This is a genomic window from Candidatus Bartonella washoeensis Sb944nv, assembly GCF_000278135.1.
In the GTDB taxonomy this organism is placed as follows: Bacteria; Pseudomonadota; Alphaproteobacteria; order Rhizobiales; family Rhizobiaceae; genus Bartonella; species Bartonella washoeensis.
The window spans coordinates 98,791-123,020 of record NZ_JH725024.1 but is presented as its reverse complement, the minus strand read 5'-3'; the positions used below and the strand labels follow the sequence as shown (position 1 = coordinate 123,020).

At 39.7% G+C, this 24,230-nt stretch carries 18 protein-coding genes and 1 other RNA gene; all 19 read left to right on the top strand.

The window, feature by feature from the left end; all coding sequences use genetic code 11:
• The first annotated feature begins 115 nt into the window (after nt 1-115).
• The 19 genes from ettA (at nt 116) to ftsA (ending at nt 24,161) form a co-directional block, all read left to right on the top strand.
• On the top strand, nt 116-1,765 hold the full coding sequence (gene ettA, locus MCQ_RS05210; protein ID WP_006923978.1) for an energy-dependent translational throttle protein EttA: 1,650 nt from the start codon (nt 116-118) through the stop codon (nt 1,763-1,765).
• 426 nt (nt 1,766-2,191) lie between these two features.
• A complete protein-coding gene (locus tag MCQ_RS05205; protein ID WP_006923977.1) occupies nt 2,192-3,133 on the top strand; it encodes an ArsR/SmtB family transcription factor in 942 nt (313 codons plus the stop codon).
• Between the two features lie 1,773 nt (nt 3,134-4,906).
• Nucleotides 4,907-5,281: a hypothetical protein gene (locus tag MCQ_RS05190; RefSeq protein ID WP_006923975.1), complete on the top strand. Its 375-nt coding sequence runs from the start codon at nt 4,907-4,909 to the stop codon at nt 5,279-5,281.
• A 921-nt stretch (nt 5,282-6,202) separates the two neighbouring features.
• Nucleotides 6,203-6,712, top strand: a complete 510-nt coding sequence (locus MCQ_RS05180) for a lytic transglycosylase domain-containing protein (protein WP_006923973.1) — start codon at nt 6,203-6,205, stop codon at nt 6,710-6,712.
• Between the two features lie 97 nt (nt 6,713-6,809).
• Nucleotides 6,810-7,198: RNase P RNA component class A (gene rnpB / locus MCQ_RS08605), an RNA gene on the top strand.
• Between the two features lie 299 nt (nt 7,199-7,497).
• Nucleotides 7,498-8,496 (top strand): 16S rRNA (cytosine(1402)-N(4))-methyltransferase RsmH, encoded by a 999-nt coding sequence (gene rsmH / locus MCQ_RS05175; protein WP_006923972.1) that lies wholly within the window; start codon nt 7,498-7,500, stop codon nt 8,494-8,496.
• The gene (ftsL, locus tag MCQ_RS05170; RefSeq protein ID WP_006923971.1) at nt 8,493-8,897 is read left to right on the top strand and encodes a cell division protein FtsL; all 405 of its coding nucleotides are present in this window, start codon (nt 8,493-8,495) and stop codon (nt 8,895-8,897) included. Before rsmH ends, ftsL begins: the two co-directional genes overlap by 4 nt.
• The gene (locus MCQ_RS05165; protein WP_006923970.1) at nt 8,897-10,639 is read left to right on the top strand and encodes a peptidoglycan D,D-transpeptidase FtsI family protein; all 1,743 of its coding nucleotides are present in this window, start codon (nt 8,897-8,899) and stop codon (nt 10,637-10,639) included. Before ftsL ends, MCQ_RS05165 begins: the two co-directional genes overlap by 1 nt.
• A 23-nt stretch (nt 10,640-10,662) precedes the next feature.
• Entirely contained in the window at nt 10,663-12,114 is a 1,452-nt protein-coding gene (locus MCQ_RS05160; RefSeq protein WP_006923969.1) for a UDP-N-acetylmuramoyl-L-alanyl-D-glutamate--2,6-diaminopimelate ligase, read from the top strand.
• Nucleotides 12,111-13,532, top strand: coding sequence for a UDP-N-acetylmuramoyl-tripeptide--D-alanyl-D-alanine ligase (locus tag MCQ_RS05155; protein ID WP_006923968.1), 1,422 nt, complete (start codon nt 12,111-12,113; stop codon nt 13,530-13,532). Before MCQ_RS05160 ends, MCQ_RS05155 begins: the two co-directional genes overlap by 4 nt.
• A gap of 21 nt (nt 13,533-13,553) precedes the next feature.
• The gene (gene mraY / locus MCQ_RS05150) at nt 13,554-14,624 is read left to right on the top strand and encodes a phospho-N-acetylmuramoyl-pentapeptide-transferase (protein ID WP_006923967.1); all 1,071 of its coding nucleotides are present in this window, start codon (nt 13,554-13,556) and stop codon (nt 14,622-14,624) included.
• A 4-nt stretch (nt 14,625-14,628) separates the two neighbouring features.
• Nucleotides 14,629-16,035: a UDP-N-acetylmuramoyl-L-alanine--D-glutamate ligase gene (murD, locus tag MCQ_RS05145; RefSeq protein ID WP_006923966.1), complete on the top strand. Its 1,407-nt coding sequence runs from the start codon at nt 14,629-14,631 to the stop codon at nt 16,033-16,035.
• Between the two features lie 121 nt (nt 16,036-16,156).
• On the top strand, nt 16,157-17,311 hold the full coding sequence (locus MCQ_RS05140) for an FtsW/RodA/SpoVE family cell cycle protein (protein ID WP_006923965.1): 1,155 nt from the start codon (nt 16,157-16,159) through the stop codon (nt 17,309-17,311).
• Nucleotides 17,304-18,440, top strand: coding sequence for a UDP-N-acetylglucosamine--N-acetylmuramyl-(pentapeptide) pyrophosphoryl-undecaprenol N-acetylglucosamine transferase (locus MCQ_RS05135; RefSeq protein WP_006923964.1), 1,137 nt, complete (start codon nt 17,304-17,306; stop codon nt 18,438-18,440). Before MCQ_RS05140 ends, MCQ_RS05135 begins: the two co-directional genes overlap by 8 nt.
• Nucleotides 18,424-19,851, top strand: a complete 1,428-nt coding sequence (gene murC / locus MCQ_RS05130) for a UDP-N-acetylmuramate--L-alanine ligase (protein ID WP_006923963.1) — start codon at nt 18,424-18,426, stop codon at nt 19,849-19,851. The genes MCQ_RS05135 and murC overlap by 17 nt, the downstream gene beginning before the upstream one ends.
• Complete coding sequence (gene murB, locus MCQ_RS05125) at nt 19,829-20,806, top strand: UDP-N-acetylmuramate dehydrogenase (protein ID WP_006923962.1); 978 nt, start codon at nt 19,829-19,831, stop codon at nt 20,804-20,806. The genes murC and murB overlap by 23 nt, the downstream gene beginning before the upstream one ends.
• A gap of 240 nt (nt 20,807-21,046) precedes the next feature.
• On the top strand, nt 21,047-21,967 hold the full coding sequence (locus tag MCQ_RS05120; protein ID WP_006923961.1) for a D-alanine--D-alanine ligase: 921 nt from the start codon (nt 21,047-21,049) through the stop codon (nt 21,965-21,967).
• Nucleotides 21,955-22,863: a cell division protein FtsQ/DivIB gene (locus MCQ_RS05115; RefSeq protein WP_006923960.1), complete on the top strand. Its 909-nt coding sequence runs from the start codon at nt 21,955-21,957 to the stop codon at nt 22,861-22,863. Before MCQ_RS05120 ends, MCQ_RS05115 begins: the two co-directional genes overlap by 13 nt.
• Nucleotides 22,860-24,161 carry a cell division protein FtsA gene (ftsA, locus tag MCQ_RS05110; protein ID WP_006923959.1) on the top strand — a complete coding sequence of 434 codons (1,302 nt, stop codon included), beginning with the start codon at nt 22,860-22,862 and terminating at the stop codon, nt 24,159-24,161. Before MCQ_RS05115 ends, ftsA begins: the two co-directional genes overlap by 4 nt.
• The last annotated feature ends 69 nt before the right edge of the window (nt 24,162-24,230 follow it).

Here is a 24,230-nt window from a genome sequence, read left to right as displayed (position 1 = left end):
ATTCAACATAAGTGTTGCTTATCCAAAATTTAGGAAAAGCGAAAGCGGTCTTTTTCAAAGTCTTAACCCCTAATACTGCACAATAAACTAATACTGCACAATAAAAGAGAAATTTATGGCACGTCAATTTATCTATCACATGGCTGGGCTCACCAAGGCTTACGGGAATAAAAGAATTTTGGAAAATATTCATCTGTCTTTTTATCCAGATGCAAAAATCGGTATTTTAGGACCGAATGGTGCAGGTAAATCAACCATTTTACGTATTATGGCTGGGCTAGATAAGGAATATACCGGAGAAGCGTGGCTTTCTGAGGGGGCACGTTGTGGCTACCTTCCGCAAGAGCCTATTCTGAATACAAGTCAAGATGTGCGTGGCAATGTGATGGAAGGTGTTGCCGATAAGCAGGCAATTCTGGAGCGCTATAATGAATTGATGATGAATTATAGTGAAGAAACGGCTGATGAAAGTGCGCGCCTTCAGGATATCATCGACAGTCAAAATCTTTGGGATTTAGAGAGTCAAGTAGAAATGGCTATGACTGCTCTTGGTTGTCCACCAGCGAATGAGGATGTGACAAAACTTTCAGGAGGCGAAAAGCGGCGTGTTGCACTTTGTAAATTGCTTTTGTCGAAACCTGATCTATTACTTTTGGATGAACCTACAAACCATTTGGATGCTGAAACTACAGCTTGGCTTGAAAGGCATCTGCGTGAATATCCTGGTGCGGTGCTTTTGGTGACGCATGACCGTTATTTTCTCGACAATGTAACAGGATGGATTTTAGAATTAGACCGCGGTAAAGGCATTCCTTATGAGGGGAATTATTCTGCCTATTTGGGGGCTAAAGCCAAACGTTTGGCTCAGGAAGGGCGTGAAGAGGCTGCTCGTCAGCGTGCGTTGTCACGCGAAAAAGAATGGATAGCTTCTAGTCCAAAAGGGCGACAAGCAAAGTCAAAAGCGCGGGTTAAGGCGTATGATGAGTTGGTTCGGGCTGCACATGAGCGTCGTCCTGGAGATGCACAAATTATTATTCCTATTGGAGAAAGATTGGGACAGGTTGTCATTGAAGTTGATAATCTTTCTAAGGCATATGGAGAGCGTGTGTTAATTGATAGTCTTTCTTTCAAGCTTCCTGCCGGTGGAATTGTTGGAGTCATTGGTGCTAATGGTATGGGAAAATCTACTTTGTTTAAAATGTTGACGGGGCAGGAACAACCAGATTCAGGGCAAATACGCATCGGCGAAACTGCCCATATGAGTTACGTTGATCAGAGTCGCGATTCATTGGCAGGTGATAAAACCGTCTGGGAGGAAATTTCTGGTGGGAATGGCATTATTAAGTTAGGAAAATATGAGATGAATAGCCGCGCTTATTGCGGTGCTTTTAATTTCAAGGGTGCAGATCAACAACAAAAGGTAGCGAATTTATCAGGAGGGCAGCGCAATCGCGTGCATTTGGCTAAGCTTTTAAAGGAGGGAGGCAATGTTCTTCTCCTTGATGAACCGACCAATGACCTTGATACTGAAACATTAGGTGCATTGGAAGATGCATTGGAAAGCTTTGCTGGTTGCGCGGTTATCATATCACACGATCGTATGTTTCTTGATCGATTGGCAACGCATATTTTGGCCTTTGAAGGAGATGGGCATGTAGAGTGGTTTGAAGGTAATTTTGCAGAATATGAGGCTGATAAGATCCGCCGTTTTGGTGCAGACGCTCTTAATCCAAAGCGTGGGAGTTATAAGCCGCTTACACGCTAGCATTGCTTGTTTGTTTACCTTGCCTTGAATCTTAGAAAATATTGGGGATGTTATGTTGTTTGTTTTTCAAAAAAGGGAATTACATGCCCATTACAAGGACTTCGTTAATCACATCTGAGACAAAAAAGAGTCCAGACCTTTGATTGTATATCTTTCGCAGGAGAAGTCATTATATTCTAATGTGCTGGTAACATATGTGAGCAATTGTTACTCGTTAAAATACAAAGGCACAATAAATTTTTATATGAAGTTATGCTGCAAAAAACTATATTTTATTATTATAGCGGGGTGTGTATTGCTCGTTCTTTATCGCTTAGTTTTTTATATTATCATAAAATAATATCATCAAATAGATGCAAATATGCGCCTTCTGCTTGACTTTCTATTCCTATAAACAAATGTTTATAGGAGCAGTAAGGAATATTTATGGAAAAAATGCAAAGTTTAGATGCGATGACTGTGTTGCTAAAGGCGATGGCAGAGACAAGTCGTTTGCGTATGCTTGCGCTTTTATGTCACGAAGATTTAACAGTATCGGATTTTACATTTATCCTTGTCCAGTCGCAACCACGTGTATCACGAAATTTACGTTTATTGGACAAAGCACAGCTGATTGAGTGTTATCAGAAGGGTGAAAGGGATTATTTTAAGCTTTGTCATGGTTGTTTGGTTCAAAAAAATATTGTAATGGCTGCTCTTTCAGCTTTACCAGAGCATGATTTGATTCTCGTGCACGATTTGGCACGTTTGGTGGATGTTCAAAAACAACGTCGAAAAGAAGGAAAGAAGTATTTCTTACGAAATGTGGTGCAGTGGGATGCATTGCGGTTATCATATATTGCAAATCACGTTGTGGAAAGCGCTTTACGTAAAATTGTTGGTGATAAACCCTTTGAAACAATGCTCGATATTAGTACGGGTAAAGGCTTTGTCTTAAAATTGTTTGCAGGTCTTTATACGCATGCCGTTGAAGTTACACTTGATAGCGATATTTTGCATTTGTCTGTCGGAAATATAACTTTTGATTTTGTGGTTCTGCATTGGGTTTTACGTTTTCTTGATAATCCCCAAAGAGCTTTTAATGAGGTTGCACGTGTTTTACGTCCCAATGGGCGTTTGCTGATTGTGGATTTGGTTCACCATAAAGTTGTGTCTTCACATTCCTACCATGCACATATGCCTCTTGGGTTTTTAGATTCACAAATAGAAAAATGGCTTAAAAATGCGGGACTTGTTCTAGAACAAATGATGTGTCTTCCTCCTCTGCAAAATGAAAACAATGAGGAGATTATCGTTAAGCTCTGGCTTGCTCGTGATCCGCGTTTACTGGTAGATGATATAAAAGATAAAAAAATAGAGTTTGCATAATTACGCTTGCTAATATGCTTTATTTTTTGATTTTTAAAAATGTAAAGAAAGAGTTTTCGTAACGCATTAGATAGGTGTTATTTTTTTGCACGCGCTTTGTGTTTTTCTGCTTTAGACTATTTAGTGCTTCAACTTTTAGGTGTGGAAGATTTACAACTAAAAGACTTCTTATAAAAGAGAAGCTGGTACAGGCAGCGCTGCTATTAATGTATGTTATACAGCATATGTGAATTATATAGGATATTGATTTTAATGATAATTAATTTTTTTCAACTTGAATGAAAACACCCAACATAAGAAGTTTTTCTTATTTTAAGCCTTCTATTTAGAAAAAAATCGTTTTTATGCACGTAATCAGCGTGCAGATAAAGATCATGTAAGAAAGGAGTAAAAATGCTTCTTATGAACTGTTTCAATGCAAAAGTAGTCGCAATATTGGAAGTTGGAAAATATAATGATGGTGCCGGTTTGTACTTTCAAAATATAATGATGCTCAAGAGATTTTTCATTATACTCTTCATGGTGTGGATGGTATTGGGAGATGAGATTGTGAACAAGAGAGTTTTTTTTAAGCAAGTATATGAATTGAGTCGAACAATGGCGTATTGTTTTAAATGAGGGGAGTAATTCCTTGAAAAACATGGGAAGCGAAAAGGAAGTTCTGTATAATTTTGACTAAAAATAGTTCATTACAGTAATTTTAGGATACAAGAGGAATTTGCCATTTTATTATTCTAAGGGGAGGTCTAGACAATAGAGATGGGGATGGAATGTCTACAATGATCGTTGTTTGTTATCATAACGCGTTGGAATTTGTTGCTGATTATAAAATAGTTTATCCTCATTTTGAGCGGTGCTAGTGAGTAATTCGGAATAAATACGTTCAGAGCTCTGACTTTTTTATGAAAATTCATTTATTCAAAAGTTCAAAATTGATGTTCTTACTCCAGAATTAATTTTGCAATATCTTTTATGGTGATTTTCAGAAATTTTCATGAAGATAGGTAAGTTTTGGTATTTTTATTTTAGTCGTATCATCGTGTTCATTCATCGTTTGTAATAGAGCAATTTATGCCTGTATTGGCGCGTATATTTTAGGTTTTTTGTTGCAATCTTAAGAAGTTAAAAGATTCATACTTTGATTTTGTGGTGGTGGCGTTTAATTAAGTGATCACTGCTTTTATGTGCTTTCCCTTCATAGGAGAAGTTCATAAATGCCACTTATGTTTTAAAACTTTTTCGGACATTGTTTTTGGGGGAAAGTTTGTTAGGAAGATAAAAATGATTAGAGATTCTTACTGATTGATGCTTCTTGAAATAAAATTGCTTCAAATTGGATCACCATGAGTGTTTTTTTGCCTAATTTTTTCCACTTTTAGATAATTCGTAATTTTTTTGTATTTTTTTATATAAAATGTGGTAAGAATTTCTTGTTGTTTAGAACATTTTATTCCATAGCAAGAATATTGCATCGACATAATGGTTGGTGCGAGAGGACGATCAGGGAACCTCCTCCCCCCCCCCCGCGTGGATCCCTTAGATTGTCTGGCCTGGCTGAGGATTTTCTCAGTCAGGCTTTTTGGAATTATATATTGCAAGCATGAAATATTACGAAGGGAAATTATGCATTTGTTCTTATAAAACTTATCATTAAAGAACATGTTTAAGTTGTTATGAATTTTAAATAATTTAAAAGGTATTTTCTATTAAAAGTTCGATGAGCAGTGTGCGTATGGAAATGTATTTTTATGTCATAATGTTTGGGGAAAGATAATGCGGTTTTGCTGGCGTCGTGGTGTTCTCATTTTTTTCGTGTTTTTAGTTTTTGCAGCTAGTCTTTTTGCTTTTCGAAATCCTTTTATTTATCGGTTTTTTTCTGACCGCTCTTTTACTTCTCATCAGGTTAATATAACAGAGGATATGATCTTAGAAAGGTTAGCATCTTCTTTTCCTGATATTATAGTTAATCTTTCTAAGCTGAGTTCTCAGCAACAGAAGCAATTCATTGAGAAAGTGCGTCGGGATACGATTGCTGCGGCTTCTGCTAGTGGTCAGAGTGATGAGCATGCACGGAAATTGGGTGACACTGTTGCTATGACTATGTTAAAAGCAATTTCTCATCCTTCTATTGGTGATGCTTATTTTTAGTCATTTCTTATTTAAGAATTATATATTTACGATTTGTTCTAAGGTTTTTTCTTGTGCTTTTCTCATGGAATTTTGGAAACTATAGAGAGTTTTTGCGCGCATTTTTATGTTTTTCGCGAGGATGGAAGAGAGGAAAGCACTTAAATTCTGCTTTTTTGTAGATTTCAGGGTGTTTACTCATTGTATGATTTCTGAAGATGGGAAAGTTGTGTGCTATAGGGGAGATTAAACCATAGCATGCAGAAAGAATATTTGAATGGGTATGAACAGTATAAATTTTTATTCTGATGGTTTTGAGATTGTTTGTACTAATTCCAAAAACAAGTAGAAGTAATTATTAAAGTGTGCTATAAGCTCGCCAAAATTAATGTGTTTTGCGCACATTCGTGAGCTTCTTATGGTTGTTTTAGGAAATAGCTTGTCTGCTTCAAGGTTTTTGCAGTCACTATTTTATCAGCCATTGGAGAGAGTTGCGACGGTTTCTATTCCTAGTAGTTATTTTGCGGTATTGAGGGCGTTGTGTGAAGTTATTCCAGTTAATGTCGCTTTTTGCGCTTTTGGAATTGCCCTGGATAAGGGTTTTAATCATTGTATGTGAAAAATGGCGGAGACATTGGCATTTTAAATGCTGTTTTTGTCTGATAAAATTGGGTATGCGGTAGATGTATCAGCGAGTGATAGAGTATATCACTTTTTTACTACGCTAAAATCTTCATTATAGTTTTTTATTTTTCGATATCTTATGAAATACAGAAATATATAGTGAGTAAGTTGGGCGATTTTCTTATAGTGCGAAAAATTATCTTGAAATTGTCTTAATATTTCCACCTTTAAGCCGCTCTTTAGTTTTTTTTCTGTGTACAATGCGCCTTTCAAGCTGTTGCAGCTAGGTTGAAGAATGTCTTAATGAAGAGAAAAAAAATGCAATTTTTGAAAATTCTTTTAAGTACAGCATTTGCTGTATTTTTTATATTTGAGATAAGTTGGGCTCATACTGTATTAAATGTTGTAGGATCAAAAGAAGGTTCTGTGACGATTTCTTCTAAGATTCCTGTTCGTCCTTATGAGTTTCTTATTCAGAAATTTGCGAATAAGTACAAGGTTCCCGTTAATTTGGCACACGCTGTTGTAAGAGTTGAAAGTGATTATAAGGCAGATATAAAGGGCGCTGCTGGCGAAATAGGCTTGATGCAAATAAAACCATCTACTGCGCGAGGATTGGGTTTTAAAGGTTCTGTACAAGATCTTTACGATCCTGCGACCAATCTTGAATATGGTATGCGTTATTTGGCGCGGGCATATAAACTAAGTGGTGGCAATACATGTGGCACAATTCTTAAATATAATGCAGGTCATGCTGCAAAAAAAATGAATTCCATTTCAGAAAAATATTGCTCAAAAGTGAAAACTTATTTGGCTTCATTAAAATAAAAATGCACTTTGAAGGCATGTGTTTTCTTGATCAAATTTTTAAAATATTTTAAGAGCACTATTTTAACTTGATGAAAAATGTTCTATAAACCGTGTGTCAGTCGGCTGGGCAGCCGCGCTTGTTTAATGAAAAGATGGCAGGTGAGGAAAGTCCGGGCTCCATGGAAAAACGGTGCCGGGTAACACCCGGCGGGGGCGACCCTAGGGAAAGTGCCACAGAAAGTAAACCGCCTATTTTTATAGGTAAGGGTGAAAGGGTGGAGTAAGAGCCCACCGCGCATTCAGTAATGAGTGTGGCAAGGTAAACCCCACCGGGAGCAAGACCAAATAGAAATGACGTGCAAGGCTTAACTTGCAGCCGGTTTCCGGGCTAGTCATTCGGGTAGGTTGCACGAGGCGGATGGTAACATCCGTCCCAGATGAATGGTTGCCATGTAGAGTGTAAACTTTACAATACAGAACCCGGCTTACAGGCCGACTGATATTTTTCGATTAGCTCGGTATTTTACATAAGTGATATATTTATAGAGTCGACGTTGCACACCGGTTTTTCTATGGAGTGTATTTTTGAAGGCTACACTTAAATAAAGAATATTCTTTAAAATCATAACATTTCTTTAAGTATAATGCGTTAGGATGTGCATCGTGTTAACTTTAGCCTCATTTTCTTTCATTCTTATAGAGTAGGCATGAGAGGTGAAGTTTTAGTTGCTCTGATATCAGTTGCCATTGGTTGCCATTGATAGCGATTGATTTGAAAAAATTATACATCAAGACGGATTATTTTGAAAAAGCAAGGGAACAGAGCTGAGCGCCATATTCCAGTGTTGTTACAGCCAGTTTTAGCTGGGCTTGTGCCATTGGTTGGAGCAAAAGTGATTGATGGCACCTTTGGTGCTGGTGGTTATACGCGCGCGCTTTTAAATGCGGGTGCGCAGGTTATTGCTCTTGATCGTGATCCTTATGCTATTCGCGAAGGACAATCGCTTGTTGATGAATTTTTTCCGCGGCTTCGTTTGGTGCAAATAGAGTTTTCACAATTGGATAGCGTAGTTGAAGAGAAAGTAGACGCTGTTATTTTGGATATTGGTGTTTCCTCAATGCAGATTGATGAAGCTGAAAGGGGGTTTTCTTTTCAAAAAGATGGTCCATTAGATATGCGAATGGCTCAGACTGGTTTTACTGCTGCCGATGTTGTGAATCGTTTAAAGGTGAATGAGTTAGCGCAAATCTTTAAAATATTGGGAGAAGAGCGCTATGCAGGCCGAATTGCACGGATGATTGAAAAACGCCGCTGTATTCAACCTTTTTTACGTACAGGTGATCTTGCTCATGCTATCGAGGCATTGGTGGGGCGTAAAGGCGGAGATCGCATTCATCCTGCAACACGTGTATTTCAAGCTCTTCGCATTTATGTTAATGATGAAATTGGTGAACTTGCACGTGGTTTGTTTGCTGCTGAACGCATTTTGAAACCAGGTGGTCGTTTGGGCGTTGTGAGTTTCCATTCTCTTGAAGATCGTATGGTCAAAAGATTTTTTTCTGCTCGTTCAGGAGAATGTGTGAGATCACGCTATCTTCCTGAAGTAGAGACGGCTCCAGCAACATTTTTTCCTTTGTTTAAAGGCGGGATAACTGCAAATAAAGAGGAGTTACAGCAAAATCCTCGTTCACGTTCTGCGCGGTTGCGTATTGGTGTACGCACAGAGGTTGAGAGCCAGGCTTTCGATATGAAATTGTTTGGTTTAGCAGAGATTGCCAATTTTGAAGGTGGCAAGAAATGACAGTTTTTCGTACATTTGATATGATTTTAGTATTGATTATGATTTGTATGGCGGGTCTTACTTATAAGGTAAAATATGATGTCCAAAAACGAATGAGCGAAGTCCGTCATCTTGAACATAAAATTGCTGCAGAAAAAAATACGGTGAGTTTGCTTCATGCTGAATGGGCGGTGATGATAGAGCCTTCACGCATGCAAAAACTTGCGAAACGTTATCAAAAAGAGCTTGGTTTAGAGATTATCGAGCCTCGCCAAGTTGTAGAGTTGGAGGATATTCCAGTACGTGTCCATGATCAAATTGAAGACGTGATTAAACAAAATATCTTGGAGGAAGGTCATGATATTTTGGTAAACAATCGTTCTGCTCAGGTGAAGGGCGTTGTTCAAAAAGGTGTGCGGTGATGAAATCATACTTTTTATTTTCGCAGAAGAAAAAACGCCTAAATAACCAGTTTGATGTTCATAATTTCTCCGTTCGTCGCTCGTATTCCAGTCGTATACGCCTCCTTTTTTCTTTGCTCTGTTTTCTTATTTTATATGGTGTTATGGGGGCTTGTCTTATTTCTTATGGGCTTGAAGGTGGGCAAATTGAAGAAGCAAAAGGGCCAGCAGCTCTTCAATTAACTGCGCGCCCTGATATTATTGACCGTAATGGCCGTTTATTGGCAACGGATATTAAAACTTATTCGCTTTTTGCTGAACCACGACGTATTATTGATGTGGATGAAACAATAGAATTGCTCTCAACAGTTTTGCCTGATCTTAATTGGCAGGAAACTTATAAACGCCTAAAAAGAAAGTCTAGTTTTTCTTGGATTCAGCGTGGATTAACGCCGATGCAAAAGACCCAAATTATGGCTCTTGGTATTCCTGGGATTGGTTTTCGTACCGAAATTCGTCGATTTTATCCAAGTGGTTCTGTGGTTTCGCATATTCTTGGCATGGTTAATGTTGATAATCAGGGCATAGCGGGTATGGAAAAATATATTGATGACACTGGTTTGAGTGCTCTGCGTGCTGCTGGTCTCGCAACTGAAACGTCATTAAAGCCAGTTCAGCTTTCGATTGATGTGCGTATTCAGACAATTGTGCACGACGAACTTATGAAGGCAATGAAACGTTATAAAGCAATTGCTGCAGGAGCTGTTATTTTAAATATCCATACTAATGAAGTTCTTGCTATGGCATCTATACCAGATTTTGATCCTGGGAATCCTGTTGATGCTTTGAAAAGTGATCGCCTCAATCGGATGACGGCTGGAATCTTTGAAATGGGATCTATCATTAAAAGTTTTACGACTGCGATGGCACTTGATTCAGATATCTTTCATTTAAACAGTATCATTGATGCATCAAAACCTTTGCAAGCGAGTGGAGGATACACTATTCATGATTTTCATGGGAAAAATCGTCCCCTAACGTTATGGGAGGTTTTCATTTATTCCTCTAACATCGGTTCGGCTAAGGAGGCATTGGCGGTAGGAATTGATGGACATCGTGCTTTTTTGCAGCGGCTTGGTTTACTTGATCAACTGTCAACAGAGTTGCCTGAAGTTGCACGCCCTATTGCGCCACGACATTGGAAGGACATCCATTCTATGACAATTTCTTTTGGACATGGTATGGCAACAACGCCTTTGCAAACAGCAGTAGCTGCTGCTGCTTTAATGAATGGTGGTTGGTTGATTGCACCTACGTTTTTAAAACGCACAAAAGAACAAGCTTCGAAACATGCAAAACAAGTCTTGCAAGCTAAAACAAGTCAAAATATGCGTTATCTTTATAAGTTAAATAGCGATATTGGTTCTGGACGTAATGCAAAAGTAGAAGGTTATCGGGTGGGTGGTAAGACAGGTACAGCTGAAAAAGTTGAAAATGGAAAATATTCTAAAACAAAAAATTTCAATAGTTTTCTCGCTGCTTTTCCTATCGAGAATCCTTCTTATGTTGTTTTAACAATTATCGATGAACCTAAGCCTGAAGATGGAAAACATACAGCAACAGCAGGATTGAATGCCGGGCCAATGCTTTCTAATATTATTCGCCGCTCAGCTAGTTTTCTGGGAATAAAACCAGATTTTAAGAAAGAATATGAGCCTATTTTAAGCACAAAGAATAGTTCAAGCTTAGTTAAACAACGGTAAAATTAATATAAAGGTGCATTGTCATGTTGTTTGGAAAAGTTTTTACAGAATGTGTTGAAGATGAATGTTTTTCTTCAATCGAAATAACAGGAATAAGTGCGGATTCTCGACAAATTTTGCCAGGCTATGTTTTTGTGGCTCTTCAAGGCACTCAAGGGGATGGAAGACAGTATATAAATGATGCACTCAAGCGTGGTGCACAAGCAATCGTTACAGATTGTAATGTTGTTCTTGAGAATTTATCTGTTCCAGTTTTACGTGTTTCTGATGTTCGTCATAGTTTAGCGATAGCAGCTGCACGTTTTTACGGTTCTCAACCTAAAACTGTAGTAGCTGTGACAGGTACAAGTGGAAAAACATCAGTTGTTTCTTTTGTTCGGCAAATTTGGACCCATGTTGGGTTGTGTGCTGCCAGTATAGGAACAGTAGGTGTTGTTTCTCCTAAGCGGAATGATTCTGCTTCTCTCACAACACCCGATCCGGTAGTTTTGCAGCGCCTCCTTTATGAAATTTCCAATGAAGGTGTTACACATGCAGCCCTTGAAGCGTCTTCGCATGGGCTTGATCAAGGTCGGCTTGACGGGGTACGTTTAACTGCTGGCGCTTTTACCAATTTAGGGCGTGATCACATGGATTATCACATGGGCGTAGAGGATTATTTGCGTGCTAAAATGAAGCTCTTTGATACGCTTTTGCCCCAAGATTTTCCTGCTCTTGTTTTTGCGGATGATGTTTATTCGCAAAAGGTTATTGATATCATCACACAAGCACACCGTCATGTTTTAACAATTGGGCGTAAGGGACAATTTATCACTATTAATCGTATTGAACATCAACGTTCAAAACAGTGTGTTGAATGTCGTGTAGAAAACAATATTTACACATTTGATTTGCCTTTGGCTGGAGATTTTCAAGTGACCAATGCGCTTATGGCGGCGGGATTAGCAATTACAACAGGTGTATCTCCTGATAAGGTTTTTGCTTCGCTTGAAACCTTGCAGGGAGCCCCTGGGCGATTAGAATTAGTTGGAAAGACAGAAAATAATGCGCCTGTTTATATAGATTATGCGCATAAACCAGAAGCTTTGGAGCAAGTGTTACTTTCTGTGCGTCCTTTTACACAAGGGCGTTTAATTCTTGTTTTTGGTTGTGGTGGTGATCGCGATCGAGGGAAAAGGCCTTTGATGGGAAAAATTGCAGAAGACAAGGCTGATATTGTTATTGTAACGGATGATAATCCTCGCACAGAAATGCCAGAAAAAATCCGTAAAGATATTTTACAAGCAGTTCCAAAAGCAATAGAAATAGCGGATCGTGGTGAAGCAATTTCTTATGCGGTGGGGCTTTTGCAAGCTGGGGACACATTAATTATTGCTGGGAAAGGTCATGAAAATGGCCAGATCATAGGGCAGAAAATATATCCTTTTTCAGACCGTTTAAAGGCAATTGACGCTCTGCAGGAACGAAAGAGATGAAAGCTTTATGGAACAAACAAGCACTTATTACCGCACTTGATGGCTTTGTAATTGGCGATTTACCAGAAAGTTTTTCTGGGATTTCTATTGATAGTCGAACACTTATAGAAGGCGATATTTTTTTCTGTATTAAAGGTCATCATCTTGATGGTCATGATTTTGCTGCACAAGCTTATGCACGGGGTGCAGGTGTTCTTATCGTTGCGGAAAGTCGTTTAACTGATATGAAAAAAATATCTGCTCCACTGATTGTTGTCCCTGATGTTTTGCAAGCTTTAGAAAAACTTGCGCAAGCCGCACGCAAGCGTTCAAAAGCTAAAATTATAGCGATAACAGGTTCTGTTGGAAAAACGACGACAAAAGAAGCTCTCAAGCAAGCGCTTGCGACTGTTGGAAAGGTTCATGCAAATCTTTCTTCTTTAAACAATTGCTGGGGGGTACCGCTTACTTTGGCACGGATGCCTACGGAGTGTGATTATGGTATCTTTGAAATTGGTATGAATCATAAAGATGAAATTCGCCCTTTAGTTAAGTTGGTTTGTCCGCATGTTGTTCTCATTACGCATATTTCTGCTGGGCATATGGGTTTTTTCAAAAATCTTGAAGGAATAGCAGATGCAAAAGCTGAAATTTTTGAAGGATTGGATGAGAAAGGTGTGGCCATTTTAAATGCAGACAATGATTTTTTTTCTTATTTAGTCCAAAAAGCAAAGCAATGTGGTGTGAAAAAGATCTTAAGTTTTGGTGAGGCGGAAGATTCTGATTATCAAGCAAGGGATATACGTCTTCTAAAAGATTCTTCTTCTATGATTGTACGTATTTTGGGGCAAGATAGGGTGATTACAATTGGTGCTCCAGGACGGCATATTGTACAAAATAGTTTAGGTGTTCTTGCGGTTTGTGATGTCATTGGTATTGATTTGGCATGTGTTTCGCTTTCTTTGAGTCGTTTTTCTCTTCAAAAGGGACGGGGGGTTCGTTATCGATTGTCTTTACCAAATGGGGGCGAATTTCATTTAATTGATGAAAGCTATAATGCTAATCCTGCGTCTATGCTTGCTGCTCTTGAGTTGCTTGCCACAGGTCCTGTAGGTGTTTGTGGTAGGAGAATAGCTATTTTGGGTGATATGCTAGAGTTAGGAGTTTATAGTGAAAAACTTCATCGTGATTTAGTAAAGCCAATATGTTCTTCTGGTGCTAATCCAGTTTTTTTATTTGGTGAGGCAATGAAATTTTTAGCCATTGATTTATCTGCTTACGTTAGGGTTCATTATACGGAAAATATTGAAAAAATTTTACCGCTTATTTTTACAGAAATTACCAATGGGGATCTGCTTATGATTAAATCATCCCATAGTCTTTCTTCTTCAGATATTGTGACTGCACTTCTTGATCGCTATAAAGTGGTTTCTCTATAATTTAAGTAGGTTTTTTATATTATGATGCTGTTTTTTTCTTCGCTTAGTGATTGGTTTCCAGGCGTCAGTGTTTTTCGTTATATTACTTTTCGCACTATAGCCGCTATGCTCACATCGGGGCTCATTGTGTTTTTGTTTGGGCCGAGCATTATTGCCTCTCTTAAATTGCGACAGGGAAAAGGGCAGCCAATTCGCGCTGATGGTCCTCAAACACATTTTAAAAAGGCTGGGACGCCTACCATGGGTGGTTTGATGATTTTAACCGGCACTGTAGTATCGGCGTTTTTGTGGTGTAATTTGTCGAATATTTATTTTTGGGTATCGTTATTCGTTATGCTTTCTTTTGGGATGATTGGTTTTTATGATGATTATCTTAAGGTAACAAAACAAACGGAGAAAGGATTTTCTGGTAAAGCACGATTAAGTTTGGAATTTTGGGTTGCATTCATTGCTGCCTTTATTATCCTACAAGTCGGTTCGCCTGGATTGGCTTTGCCCTTTGTGAAAGACTATTTTATCAATTTGAGCTGGTTTTTCCTTCCTTTTTCTGCTTTTGTTATCGTAGGGACTGGTAATGCGGTTAATTTGACTGATGGTCTTGATGGGCTTGCTATCGTTCCTGTGATGGTTGCTGCTTTGTCTTTTGCTTTGATTGCTTACCTTTCTGGTAATATAAATTTTGCTGATTATTTACAAATTCATTATGTTTCGGGAACGGGGGAATTAGCTGTTTTGCTGGGGGCCGTTGTTGGTGCAGGTCTTGGTTTTTTATGGTTTAATGCACCACCCGCAGCTATTTTTATGGGGGATACTGGTTCGTTGGCGCTTGGAGGACTACTGGGTATTGTTGCTGTAGCAACTAAGCATGAAATTGTCTTGATTCTTATTGGCGGACTTTTTGTTCTAGAAGGATTTTCGGTTGTTATTCAGGTTGGTTATTTCAAATTAACAAAAAAGCGTGTGTTTCTTATGGCACCAATACACCATCATTTCGAGAAAAAAGGTTGGACTGAAAGCCAAGTGGTGATACGCTTTTGGATTATTTCCATTGTTCTTGCTTTAATTGGTCTTTCAACACTTAAATTGCGGTGAAATTTTGATTTCTGTTGCGTGTTATAAAGGTCAAAAAGTTGCTCTCTTTGGATTGGGACAGTCCGGATTAGCTGCTGCAAAAGCGTTGATACGTGGCGGTGCAGAAGTGGTTGCGTGGGATGATAGTCCTTCAGGTGTACAAGCAGCTGAGAGGGAAAATATTCCAACAAGAGATCTTCAATATGAAGATTGGACAGAATTTGTTGCGTTGATTTTAGCGCCTGGTGTTTCTTTAACTTCTCCGCAACCGCATTGGGTTGTTGAGAAAGCACGTCAAAAAGATATAGAAATTATTGGTGATATTGAATTATTTGTTCGTGCACGTAACCATTTTTTACAGCATTATGGATTTTGTGATCAAGATGTTCCATTTATCGCTATTACGGGCACGAATGGGAAATCGACAACTACAGCTTTACTTGCTCATTTGTTGGAACAAATGGGTTATGATGTGCAAATGGGAGGGAATATTGGAACTGCAATATTGACTCTTAAGCCGTTTGTTAAAAAACGTATTTATGTGATTGAATGTTCATCGTTTCAAATCGATTTAACCCCCTCTCTTCAGCCGACTATCGGTCTTTTATTGAATCTAACGCCTGATCATATTGATCGTCATGGTAGCTTTACTCATTATGTGCAAGCTAAAAGGCGTTTAGTTGCTAGGGCTTCTCATGCTTTTATTTCAATTGATGACGCAGCTTGTCAGAGTTTGTATCAACAATTGCTTCATGAGGGTTGTCAAGTTGAGGCAATTTCCAAGGAACATTTTGTTGAAAATGGTTTTTATGCGGAGGGAACTAAGCTCTTCTCTGTTCGCCAAGGGTGGCGTCATATGCTTGCAGATCTCGCTTCTATGACTGCTTTGCGTGGTAGTCATAACGCGCAAAATGCTCTTATGGCCTTGGCAACATTGCAAGCTTTAAAAATTACTGATCCGCATATAGAGAAACATTTAGCTCGTTATGAAGGACTACCACATCGTATGCAACAGGTGCGTAAAATAGGCTCAGTTTTGTTTATCAATGATAGCAAGGCTACTAATGCAGATGCATCAGCTCCTGCACTTGCAGCCTTTAATGATGTTTTTTGGATTGTTGGAGGACAGGCTAAAAAAGGTGGGATTGAGGCGCTTAGAGGATTTTTTCATAAAATCCGCAAAGCTTATTTAATTGGAACTGCGGCGGAAGAATTCGCCAGTGTTATTGGCTCTGCTTTTCCTTTTTCAATGAGTTCAACTTTGGAAAATGCGGTACATGAAGCAGCTGCTGATGCAATGTATTGCAAGATGAAAGAGGCTGTGGTTCTCTTTTCACCAGCCTGTGCAAGTTATGATCAATTTAAAAATTATGAAATCCGTGGGGAAGCTTTTGTCTCTTTTGTTATGCAGTTAAAAGAACACGAATTATAAAAAAATGATTTTGTGTTAACTCTCCAGAATCTTTTTCAGTGTATTTAGTTTTTGAAGTGTTTGCCAAATGGGGGAAACCATTCACTTTTAGTATAATTATGAAAAGGATAAAGTGAATAAGATGTTTACTCGTGCAGACAGAGATCCAATTGCGAATTGGTGGTGGACAATTGATCGCTCTATCTTTGCTGCTTGTTTGATCTTGATGGGGATTGGCATTATGTTATCTTTTGCTGCTAGTCCTACTATTGCAAAGAAAATCGGAATTGCTGATAATTTTTATTTTGTTCGCTGGCATATCATTTTTAGTATTCCGGCATTTTTTACGATGGTTACACTTTCTTTTTTCTCGCTCCGTAATATTCGGCGTTTATGTGCCCTTTTGTTAATTGCGACACTTGTTCTGATGATTGCAACCTTATTTGTTGGCCCAGAATTAAAAGGAGCACGGCGGTGGATTGTTCTATTTGGTCTTTCTGTTCAAGCATCAGAGTTTATGAAGCCAGCTTTTGTGATTATGTCAGCTTGGCTTTTTTCGGAACAGGTACGGCGTAGAGGCATTCCTGGTTACACGTTAGCTACTGCACTTTATGCTTTTTGTTGTGTGCTTCTCGTTCTACAACCTGATATTGGTCAAACACTCTTAATGAGTGCAGCATGGGGTGGTCTGTTTTTTGTTGCTGGTGTGTCTCTTACTATTATTTTCTTGTTTCTCATTTTAGGCATTATAGGAGTTGTTTTAGCATATCTTTTCCTTCACCATGTGCGTGAACGTATTAATGGTTTTTTTACAGGTGAAGGCAATACTTTTCAAGTTGATGTAGGGCGTGAGGCTATTTTGAATGGTGGTTGGTTTGGACAAGGACCGGGCGAGGGAACGGTGAAACGTATCATTCCTGATAGCCATACAGATTTTGTGTTTTCCGTTGCTGCTGAAGAATATGGTATTATCCTCTGTCTCTTAATTATGATGCTTTTTGGTTTTATTGTTATGCGCTCATTGTATATAGCATTGAATACCCGTGATTCATTTATACGTCTCGGTATTACTGGTATAGCAATGATGATAGGCTTTCAATCAGCGATTAATATGGCGGTTAATCTTCATTTAATACCTCCAAAAGGTATGACATTGCCATTTATTTCTTATGGTGGTTCATCTATGATAGCTATTGCACTTTCAATGGGCATTTTGCTTAGTTTGACACGCCGTTGGCCAGAAGCACGCCTTTCCGCTTTTTCCTCTTCTGCTGTTTTGGATACCACTGATGGCTGATAAAAAAGTTGTTCTTTTGGTGGCTGGCGGTACAGGTGGGCATCTTTTTCCTGCGGAAGCAGTTGCTGTTGAATTAAGGCGGCGTGGATATGACGTTCATTTAGCAACAGATAGAAGAGCGCAACGTTTTGTACGCTGCTTTGATGAAGAACATATTCATATAATTTCATCGGCAACATTTACACGACGCAACCCTTTTGCACTTGTAAAAACATTTTGGTCTTTGTTAAAGGGAATGGGGCAATCATTGGCGCTTTTTTATAAATTGCGTCCTGTTCTTGTTGGTGGGTTTGGCGGTTATCCTACTGTTCCTCCTCTTTTGGTTGCTGTTTTAACGCGGCGCATAACATTTATTCATGAACAAAATGCTGTTATGGGGCGTGCGAATCGGGCTTTGGCGGTTTTTGTGCATGCAATAGCAGGTGGTTTGTTGCCGCCAAATGGTGTTTATGCTCATAAAACGCTCCTTACAGGTAATCCTGTACGTGAGGCTATTCTCAAAGCTGCAGAAATTCCTTATTATCCTTCCACTGGTGAAAAGCCATTTCATTTTTTGATTTTTGGTGGTAGCCAAGGGGCTTCTTCTTTTTCACAAATTGTTTCTGCAGCAATTGCTTTGCTAGATGATAAGATACGTAAACGCTTGCGGATTATTCAGCAAGTTCGCGGTGACTCTGTAGAGTTGATAAAAATTTATCGCGATATGGGCGTGCAAGCAGAAGTTGCTCCTTTTTTTGATGACATGGCTGAACGGATGATGCGTGCTCATTTTATTTTGTCACGCGCTGGTGCTTCATCCGTTTGTGAGATAGCCGTAATCGGTCGTCCCGCTTTACTTATCCCATATCCTCATGCTTTAGATCATGATCAGGCAGAAAATGCGGCAATGCTTGCTGCTGCGGGAGGCGCGCAAATTATATTAGAAAGAGATTTGAACGCACAAAGACTTTCTTCTCTTTTAACAGAAGCTTGTTGTGCACCGCACTTATTGGAGAAACAGGCGCTTGCTGCAAAAAAAGTTGGACAACCTTATGCAACTATTCGTCTTGCTGATATGGCTGAAGCATTAATTATGGGGCGATCGCTGTCAGATGTAAAAAAGGAGTTTTTTGATGAAAATGCCGCTTAATATAGGCCTTCTCCATTTTATCGGAATTGGTGGAATTGGCATGAGTGGGATTGCGGAAGTTTTTTATAATCTTGGTTATAAAGTTCAAGGGTCTGATCAAGTTGAGAGTGCAAATGTTGAACGTTTAAGGGGAAAAGGAATTAACGTTCATATAGGGCATCGTGCTGAAAATTTAGAGAACGTAGAGGTTGTTGTTATTTCTACTGCTATAAAAGAAACAAACCCTGAATATATTGCTGCGAAAGAAAAGCATTTGCCGATTGTAAGACGTGCCGAAATGCTTGCGGAGCTGATGCGTTTTCGTCGGGCAATTGCTGTTGGTGGTACGCATGGTAAAACAACGACCACATCAATGGTAGCAGCACTTCTTGATGCTGGTGGTTTTGATCCGGTGGTGATTAATGGTGGTATTATCAATGCTTATGGTACAAATGCTCGTATGGGGGATGGCGATTGGATGGTGGTTGAAGCCGATGAAAGTGATGGTACTTTTTTAAAGTTGCCTGCTGATATAGCTGTTGTTACTAATATAGACCGTGAGCATTTAGATCATTACAGGAGTTTTGGTGCTGTGCGTGAAGCTTTTCGGCAATTTGTAGAGAATGTTCCTTTTTATGGTTTTGCTGTTTTATGCCTTGATCATCCAGAGGTTCAGTCATTGGCTAGTCGTATTGATGATCGTTGGGTGATCACTTATGGTGCAAATCCACAAGCTGATGTTCGCTTTCTTAATCTTTCTATGGATGGTCAAAAAATGCATTTTGATGTCTTCATTCGCTCGCGGAAAACAGGTAGAGAGACTAAATTGAAAAATTTGGTTTTGCCAATGTCTGGGCAGCACAATGTTTCTAATGCGACTGCGGCGATTGCCATTGCTCATGAACTTGGCATTTCAAATGAATCGATAAAAAAGGGCTTAGCAGAATTTGGTGGCGTAAAACGGCGTTTTACGCAAACAGGAAGTTGGCGTGGCGTTGAGATCTTTGATGATTATGGACATCATCCTGTTGAAATAAAGGCTGTTTTATGTGCTGCGCGTGAGAGTGCAAAAGGGCGGGTAATTGCGATTGCGCAACCACATCGTTATTCACGTTTGTATAATTTATTTGATGATTTTTCTGCTTGTTTTAATGATGCAGATACAGTGTTGATTGCACCAATTTATGCAGCTGGTGAAGAGCCCATTGCTGGTTTTGGTGAGAGAGAATTGGTAAAACATATTCAAATGGCTGGGCATCGTGATGTGCGTCTGATTCATTGTTTGGAAGATGTTGTTTCGATTGTCTCTACATTTGCTAAACCTGGTGATTATGTTGTTTTTCTCGGTGCTGGTAATATCACACAATGGGCTTGTGATTTACCTAACCAGTTGATGGTGCTTGATAAAAATGATGAATTTTCAACTCATTGATGGTGAAGCGCTGTTGGCGCAATTGCAACCGGCGTTGGGTGGCATAAAGGGCAAACTTACGCCTAATGTTGATATGCGGAAAGTAACGTGGTTTCGCACGGGTGGGTTGGCTGAGCTTTTTTATCAGCCTGCTGATGAGGCAGATTTAGCTCTCTTTTTTCAAATTTTGCCTGAATCTATTCCGGTAACGATTGTGGGGATTGGTTCTAATCTTTTGGTGCGTGATGGAGGAATTCCTGGAGTTGTTATTCGTCTTTCAGCAAAAGGTTTTGGGCAAGTGCAGCAGGTTTCTCCACAGCGCTTGTTGGTTGGTGCTGCTACAGCAGATAAACATTTAGCAGCGGCAGCTTTAGAGGCTGAGATTGCAGGGTTTCATTTTTATCATGGTATTCCTGGCGGTCTTGGAGGAGCACTCAAAATGAATGCAGGGGCTAATGGTCTTGAGACAGCTGCGCGTGTTATTGAGGTCTATGCACTTGATCGTAAAGGACAGCGGCACATTTTGAGTTTGGCAGATATGCATTATTCTTATCGGCATTGTGGTATCTCTGAAGATTTTGTTTTTACCGCTGCTTTGTTGGAAGGAAAGCTAGGAAATAGAGACGATATTCGTGCAGCTATGGATGAAGTTGTTCTGCATCGAGAAGCAGTACAGCCTGTTCGCGAAAAGACAGGTGGATCTACTTTCCGAAATCCTGAAGATATCTCTGCATGGCGTGTTATTGATGAAGCAGGGTGCCGCGGTTTGCGGATTGGTGGAGCTCAAATGAGTGAGATGCACTGTAATTTTATGATCAATACAGGGCAAGCAACAGGCTATGATCTTGAGGCGTTGGGAGAAACGGTGCGTGCTCGTGTTTTTGCTCATTCTGCCCATCTCTTAGAGTGGGAAATACAGCGTATTGGTCAATTTGAAAAAGACCGTATCGTTCCCTCTTTTGATCAGTTTAATTGATTTATTTCGTGCAATAAAAAAATACAATAAAAAATTGAGTCATTTCAAAGAGATAATAAAAAAAATCCATTAAGAATCAATAAATTAACAAAGAATCTCTTGCGTCATGCGTCTGAGTCTGATTCATTATGCAAAATGCTAGGTTATTGATTCGCAAGGATAAATCTTAGTCTTTCCTGTATATGGTATTAGTGATTTTTGTGTTGTCTATATATAGTATATAAAGGAGGGTAATTTATTATGAAAGATGAACATATAGCTGTGTTGATGGGGGGATTTTCCTCTGAACGGTCTGTAAGTTTGTCTTCAGGTGCTTTATGTGCTGATGTTCTTGAAGCTCAGGGATATCGTGTAAGTCGCGTGGATGTTGATAGTCATGTTGCTTCTGTTCTTGAGCAGTTACAGCCTGATATCGCTTTCAATGCATTGCATGGGCAATTTGGTGAAGATGGTTGTATTCAGGGTATTCTTGAATATTTAAAAATTCCCTATACGCATTCTGGAGTGATGGCATCAGCGCTGGCAATGGATAAAGGGCGCGCAAAAATTGTTGTTGCGAGCGTTGGTGTTTCTGTCGCTCCTTCTTTTGTCATGAGTCGTTTTTCTGTTGGGCGAGCACATCCCATGGAGCCTCCTTATGTGATTAAGCCTGTGTGTGAAGGGTCAAGTTTTGGTGTTATTATTGTCAAAGAAAGTGAATCTGTGCCGCCAAGTAATATTATGGGGGCTGATTGGGGTTATGCAGATCAGGTGATTGTTGAAAAATATATTCCTGGTCGTGAGCTTACTTGTGCTGTTTTGGGAAATGAGGTTCTGGATGTTTGTGAAATTGTTCCGGATCAGAGTTTTCAGTTTTATGATTATGACTCGAAATATAAATTTGGTGGCTCTCTTCATATTTGTCCTGCAGAACTTTCATCAAATATTTACCAAAAAGTGCAAAGAATGTCTTTAGCGGCACATCAGGCGATAGGTTGTCGAGGTGTTAGCCGTTCTGATTTTCGTTTTGATGAGGAAACGGGAGAGTTAGTTTGGCTTGAGATTAATACACAGCCAGGTATGACACCAACTTCTCTTTTTCCTGATATCGCAAAAGCAAGTGGTCGTACTTACGGCGATATTATTCAGTGGATGGTGGAGGACGCGTCGTGTATGCGTTGAATGTTGATAAAAAAAATGTTCTGGTGGTGATGTCAGTGCCGGTTTTACCACGTCTTTATCGTCGTTTTCTCCGGTTTATGTTTGAATTTGTATTTACCGGTATTCATGTGCCTCGCCATTTTGGTTCTTTTGCAGTTTTGTTTTTCTTCTTTGTTACGACATTTTACGGGCTTTCCTCAAGTGGTCGTATGGAAATGATCGTGAAGGCTGCAATATTGGATATTGGTTTTGTGGTTGCCGATGTTGATATGAGTGGCAATAAGCGTGTGGTAAAACAAGATGTTTTGAAGATTTTAGGACTTGATGTTTCTCCATCAATATTTAGTTTTGATGTTGATAAGGCGCGTTCTCTTTTGGAACAGCAGGCTTGGGTTCAATCAGCGAATGTTCAGAAGATTTATCCCAACAGAGTACGTATTTTGGTCGTGGAGCGTGAACCGTATGCAATTTGGCAGCATGATGGCATGATGGATATTGTTGATAATACAGGTCGTATCATTGTACCTTTTCAAGGAGGGATAGTTCAGGATTTGCCTCTTGTAGTTGGTCAGGGGGCACAAAGTGCTGCTAAAATGTTTATTCAAGAACTTTTGGCATATCCGCAGTTATATGATCATGTTCGTGCTTTTGTGCGTGTAGGTGACCGGCGTTGGGATCTTGTTTTGGACAATGGGGTGCGCGTTATGTTGCCCGAAAATGGTGCACTTGAAAGACTCGCTTCTCTTATTGAGTCAGGTAAGGTACAAGATCTTTTTTCTCGCGATATCCTGAGTGTTGATCTACGTCTTTCTGATCGTATTACAGTTTCTTTGTCTGATGAAGCGTTGGAGCGTCGTCGTGCTGCTGTGGTAGCAGGAGAACGCGTTTTACAAGCGCGAAAGGCAGGTAGTTTATGATGTTGCTCAGATCACATCATATGGGGGCGCGCAAAACACGTTTCTTGACGGTTCTTGATGTTGGATCAAGTAAGATTGTCTGTCTTATTGCTTGTTTGCGTCCCTTGAAGCATATGCATTATTTACATGGTCGTACGCACTCTATGGAAATTTTAGGTTTTGGAGTGCAGCGTTCACGCGGTATCAAATCTGGTATTGTTATGGATATGTTTGCAGCAGAGCAATCAATACGATTAGCTGTTGATGCGGCAGAAAAAATGGCTGGTTTGGTGGTTGATTCAGTGATTGTAAACTTTTCCTCAAGCCGACTACAAAGTGCTCTGATCAATGGCATGGTACGTTTGAATGGTCGTGAAGTAACCAAGCGTGATGTACGTGTGGCATTCGCAGAGGTTTCGCGCAAAGCTTTTGATACGGAGCGCCATGTCGTGCATTCAGTTCCGGTTTCTTATGTATTAGATGGAGATAAAGGAATTTCTGATCCTGTCGGAATGACAGGAGAATTATTTGGTGTGGGTGTACATGTTGTAACAGCTGAAACAGCATCTTTACGTAATTTAGAAGCTTGCATTAATCGTGCACATTTGAGTGTTGAAGCAATGGTTGCGACCCCCTTTGCAAGTGGTCTTGCTGTTTTGATGAATGATGAGGCACATTTAGGAGCTGCGTGTATTGATTTTGGTGGCGGAACCACAACGTTTTCAGTATTTTCTGAGGGAAAATTTGTTCATGCTGATGCACTTGCGGTTGGTGGACATCACGTGACTCTTGATGTTGCGCGTGGATTCTCTATGTCTATCGAAGAAGCAGAACGTTTAAAGGTTGTATATGGTTCGGCTCTTCTGACAAGTGCTGATGAGCGGCATATGATTAATGTGGCAGAAATTGGGAGCGAGCATCGTGAAACCCAATATCCACGCGCTGTTCTTGGTCGTATCATTCGTGCACGCGTCGAAGAAATATTAGAGATGGTACGTGATTGTTTGAATCGTTCTGGTTTTGGTCACATTGTTGGTAAACGTGTTATTTTGACTGGGGGAGCAAGTCAGTTAACAGGATTGCCAGAGATGGCACGTACTATATTGGGAAGAAATGTTCGTATAGGACGGCCTTTAGGTATTTCGAGGCTTCCTTCTCTTGCAAAAGGGGCGGCATTTACATCTGCTGTTGGATTGTTAATTTATCCGCAATTGGTGGGTTTTGAAGAAAAAACAGTACAGGCTGCAGTGAATCATTTATCGACGGGCACGCGTGGGTATTTCCAGCGTGTTGGTCAGTGGTTGCGTGAGAGTTTTTAAGTAAGAGTCTATTGAGGTAAAGTTAATTTTCATCGCTTTGGCTTGCGATGTCTTATGAGAAGGAAAAGA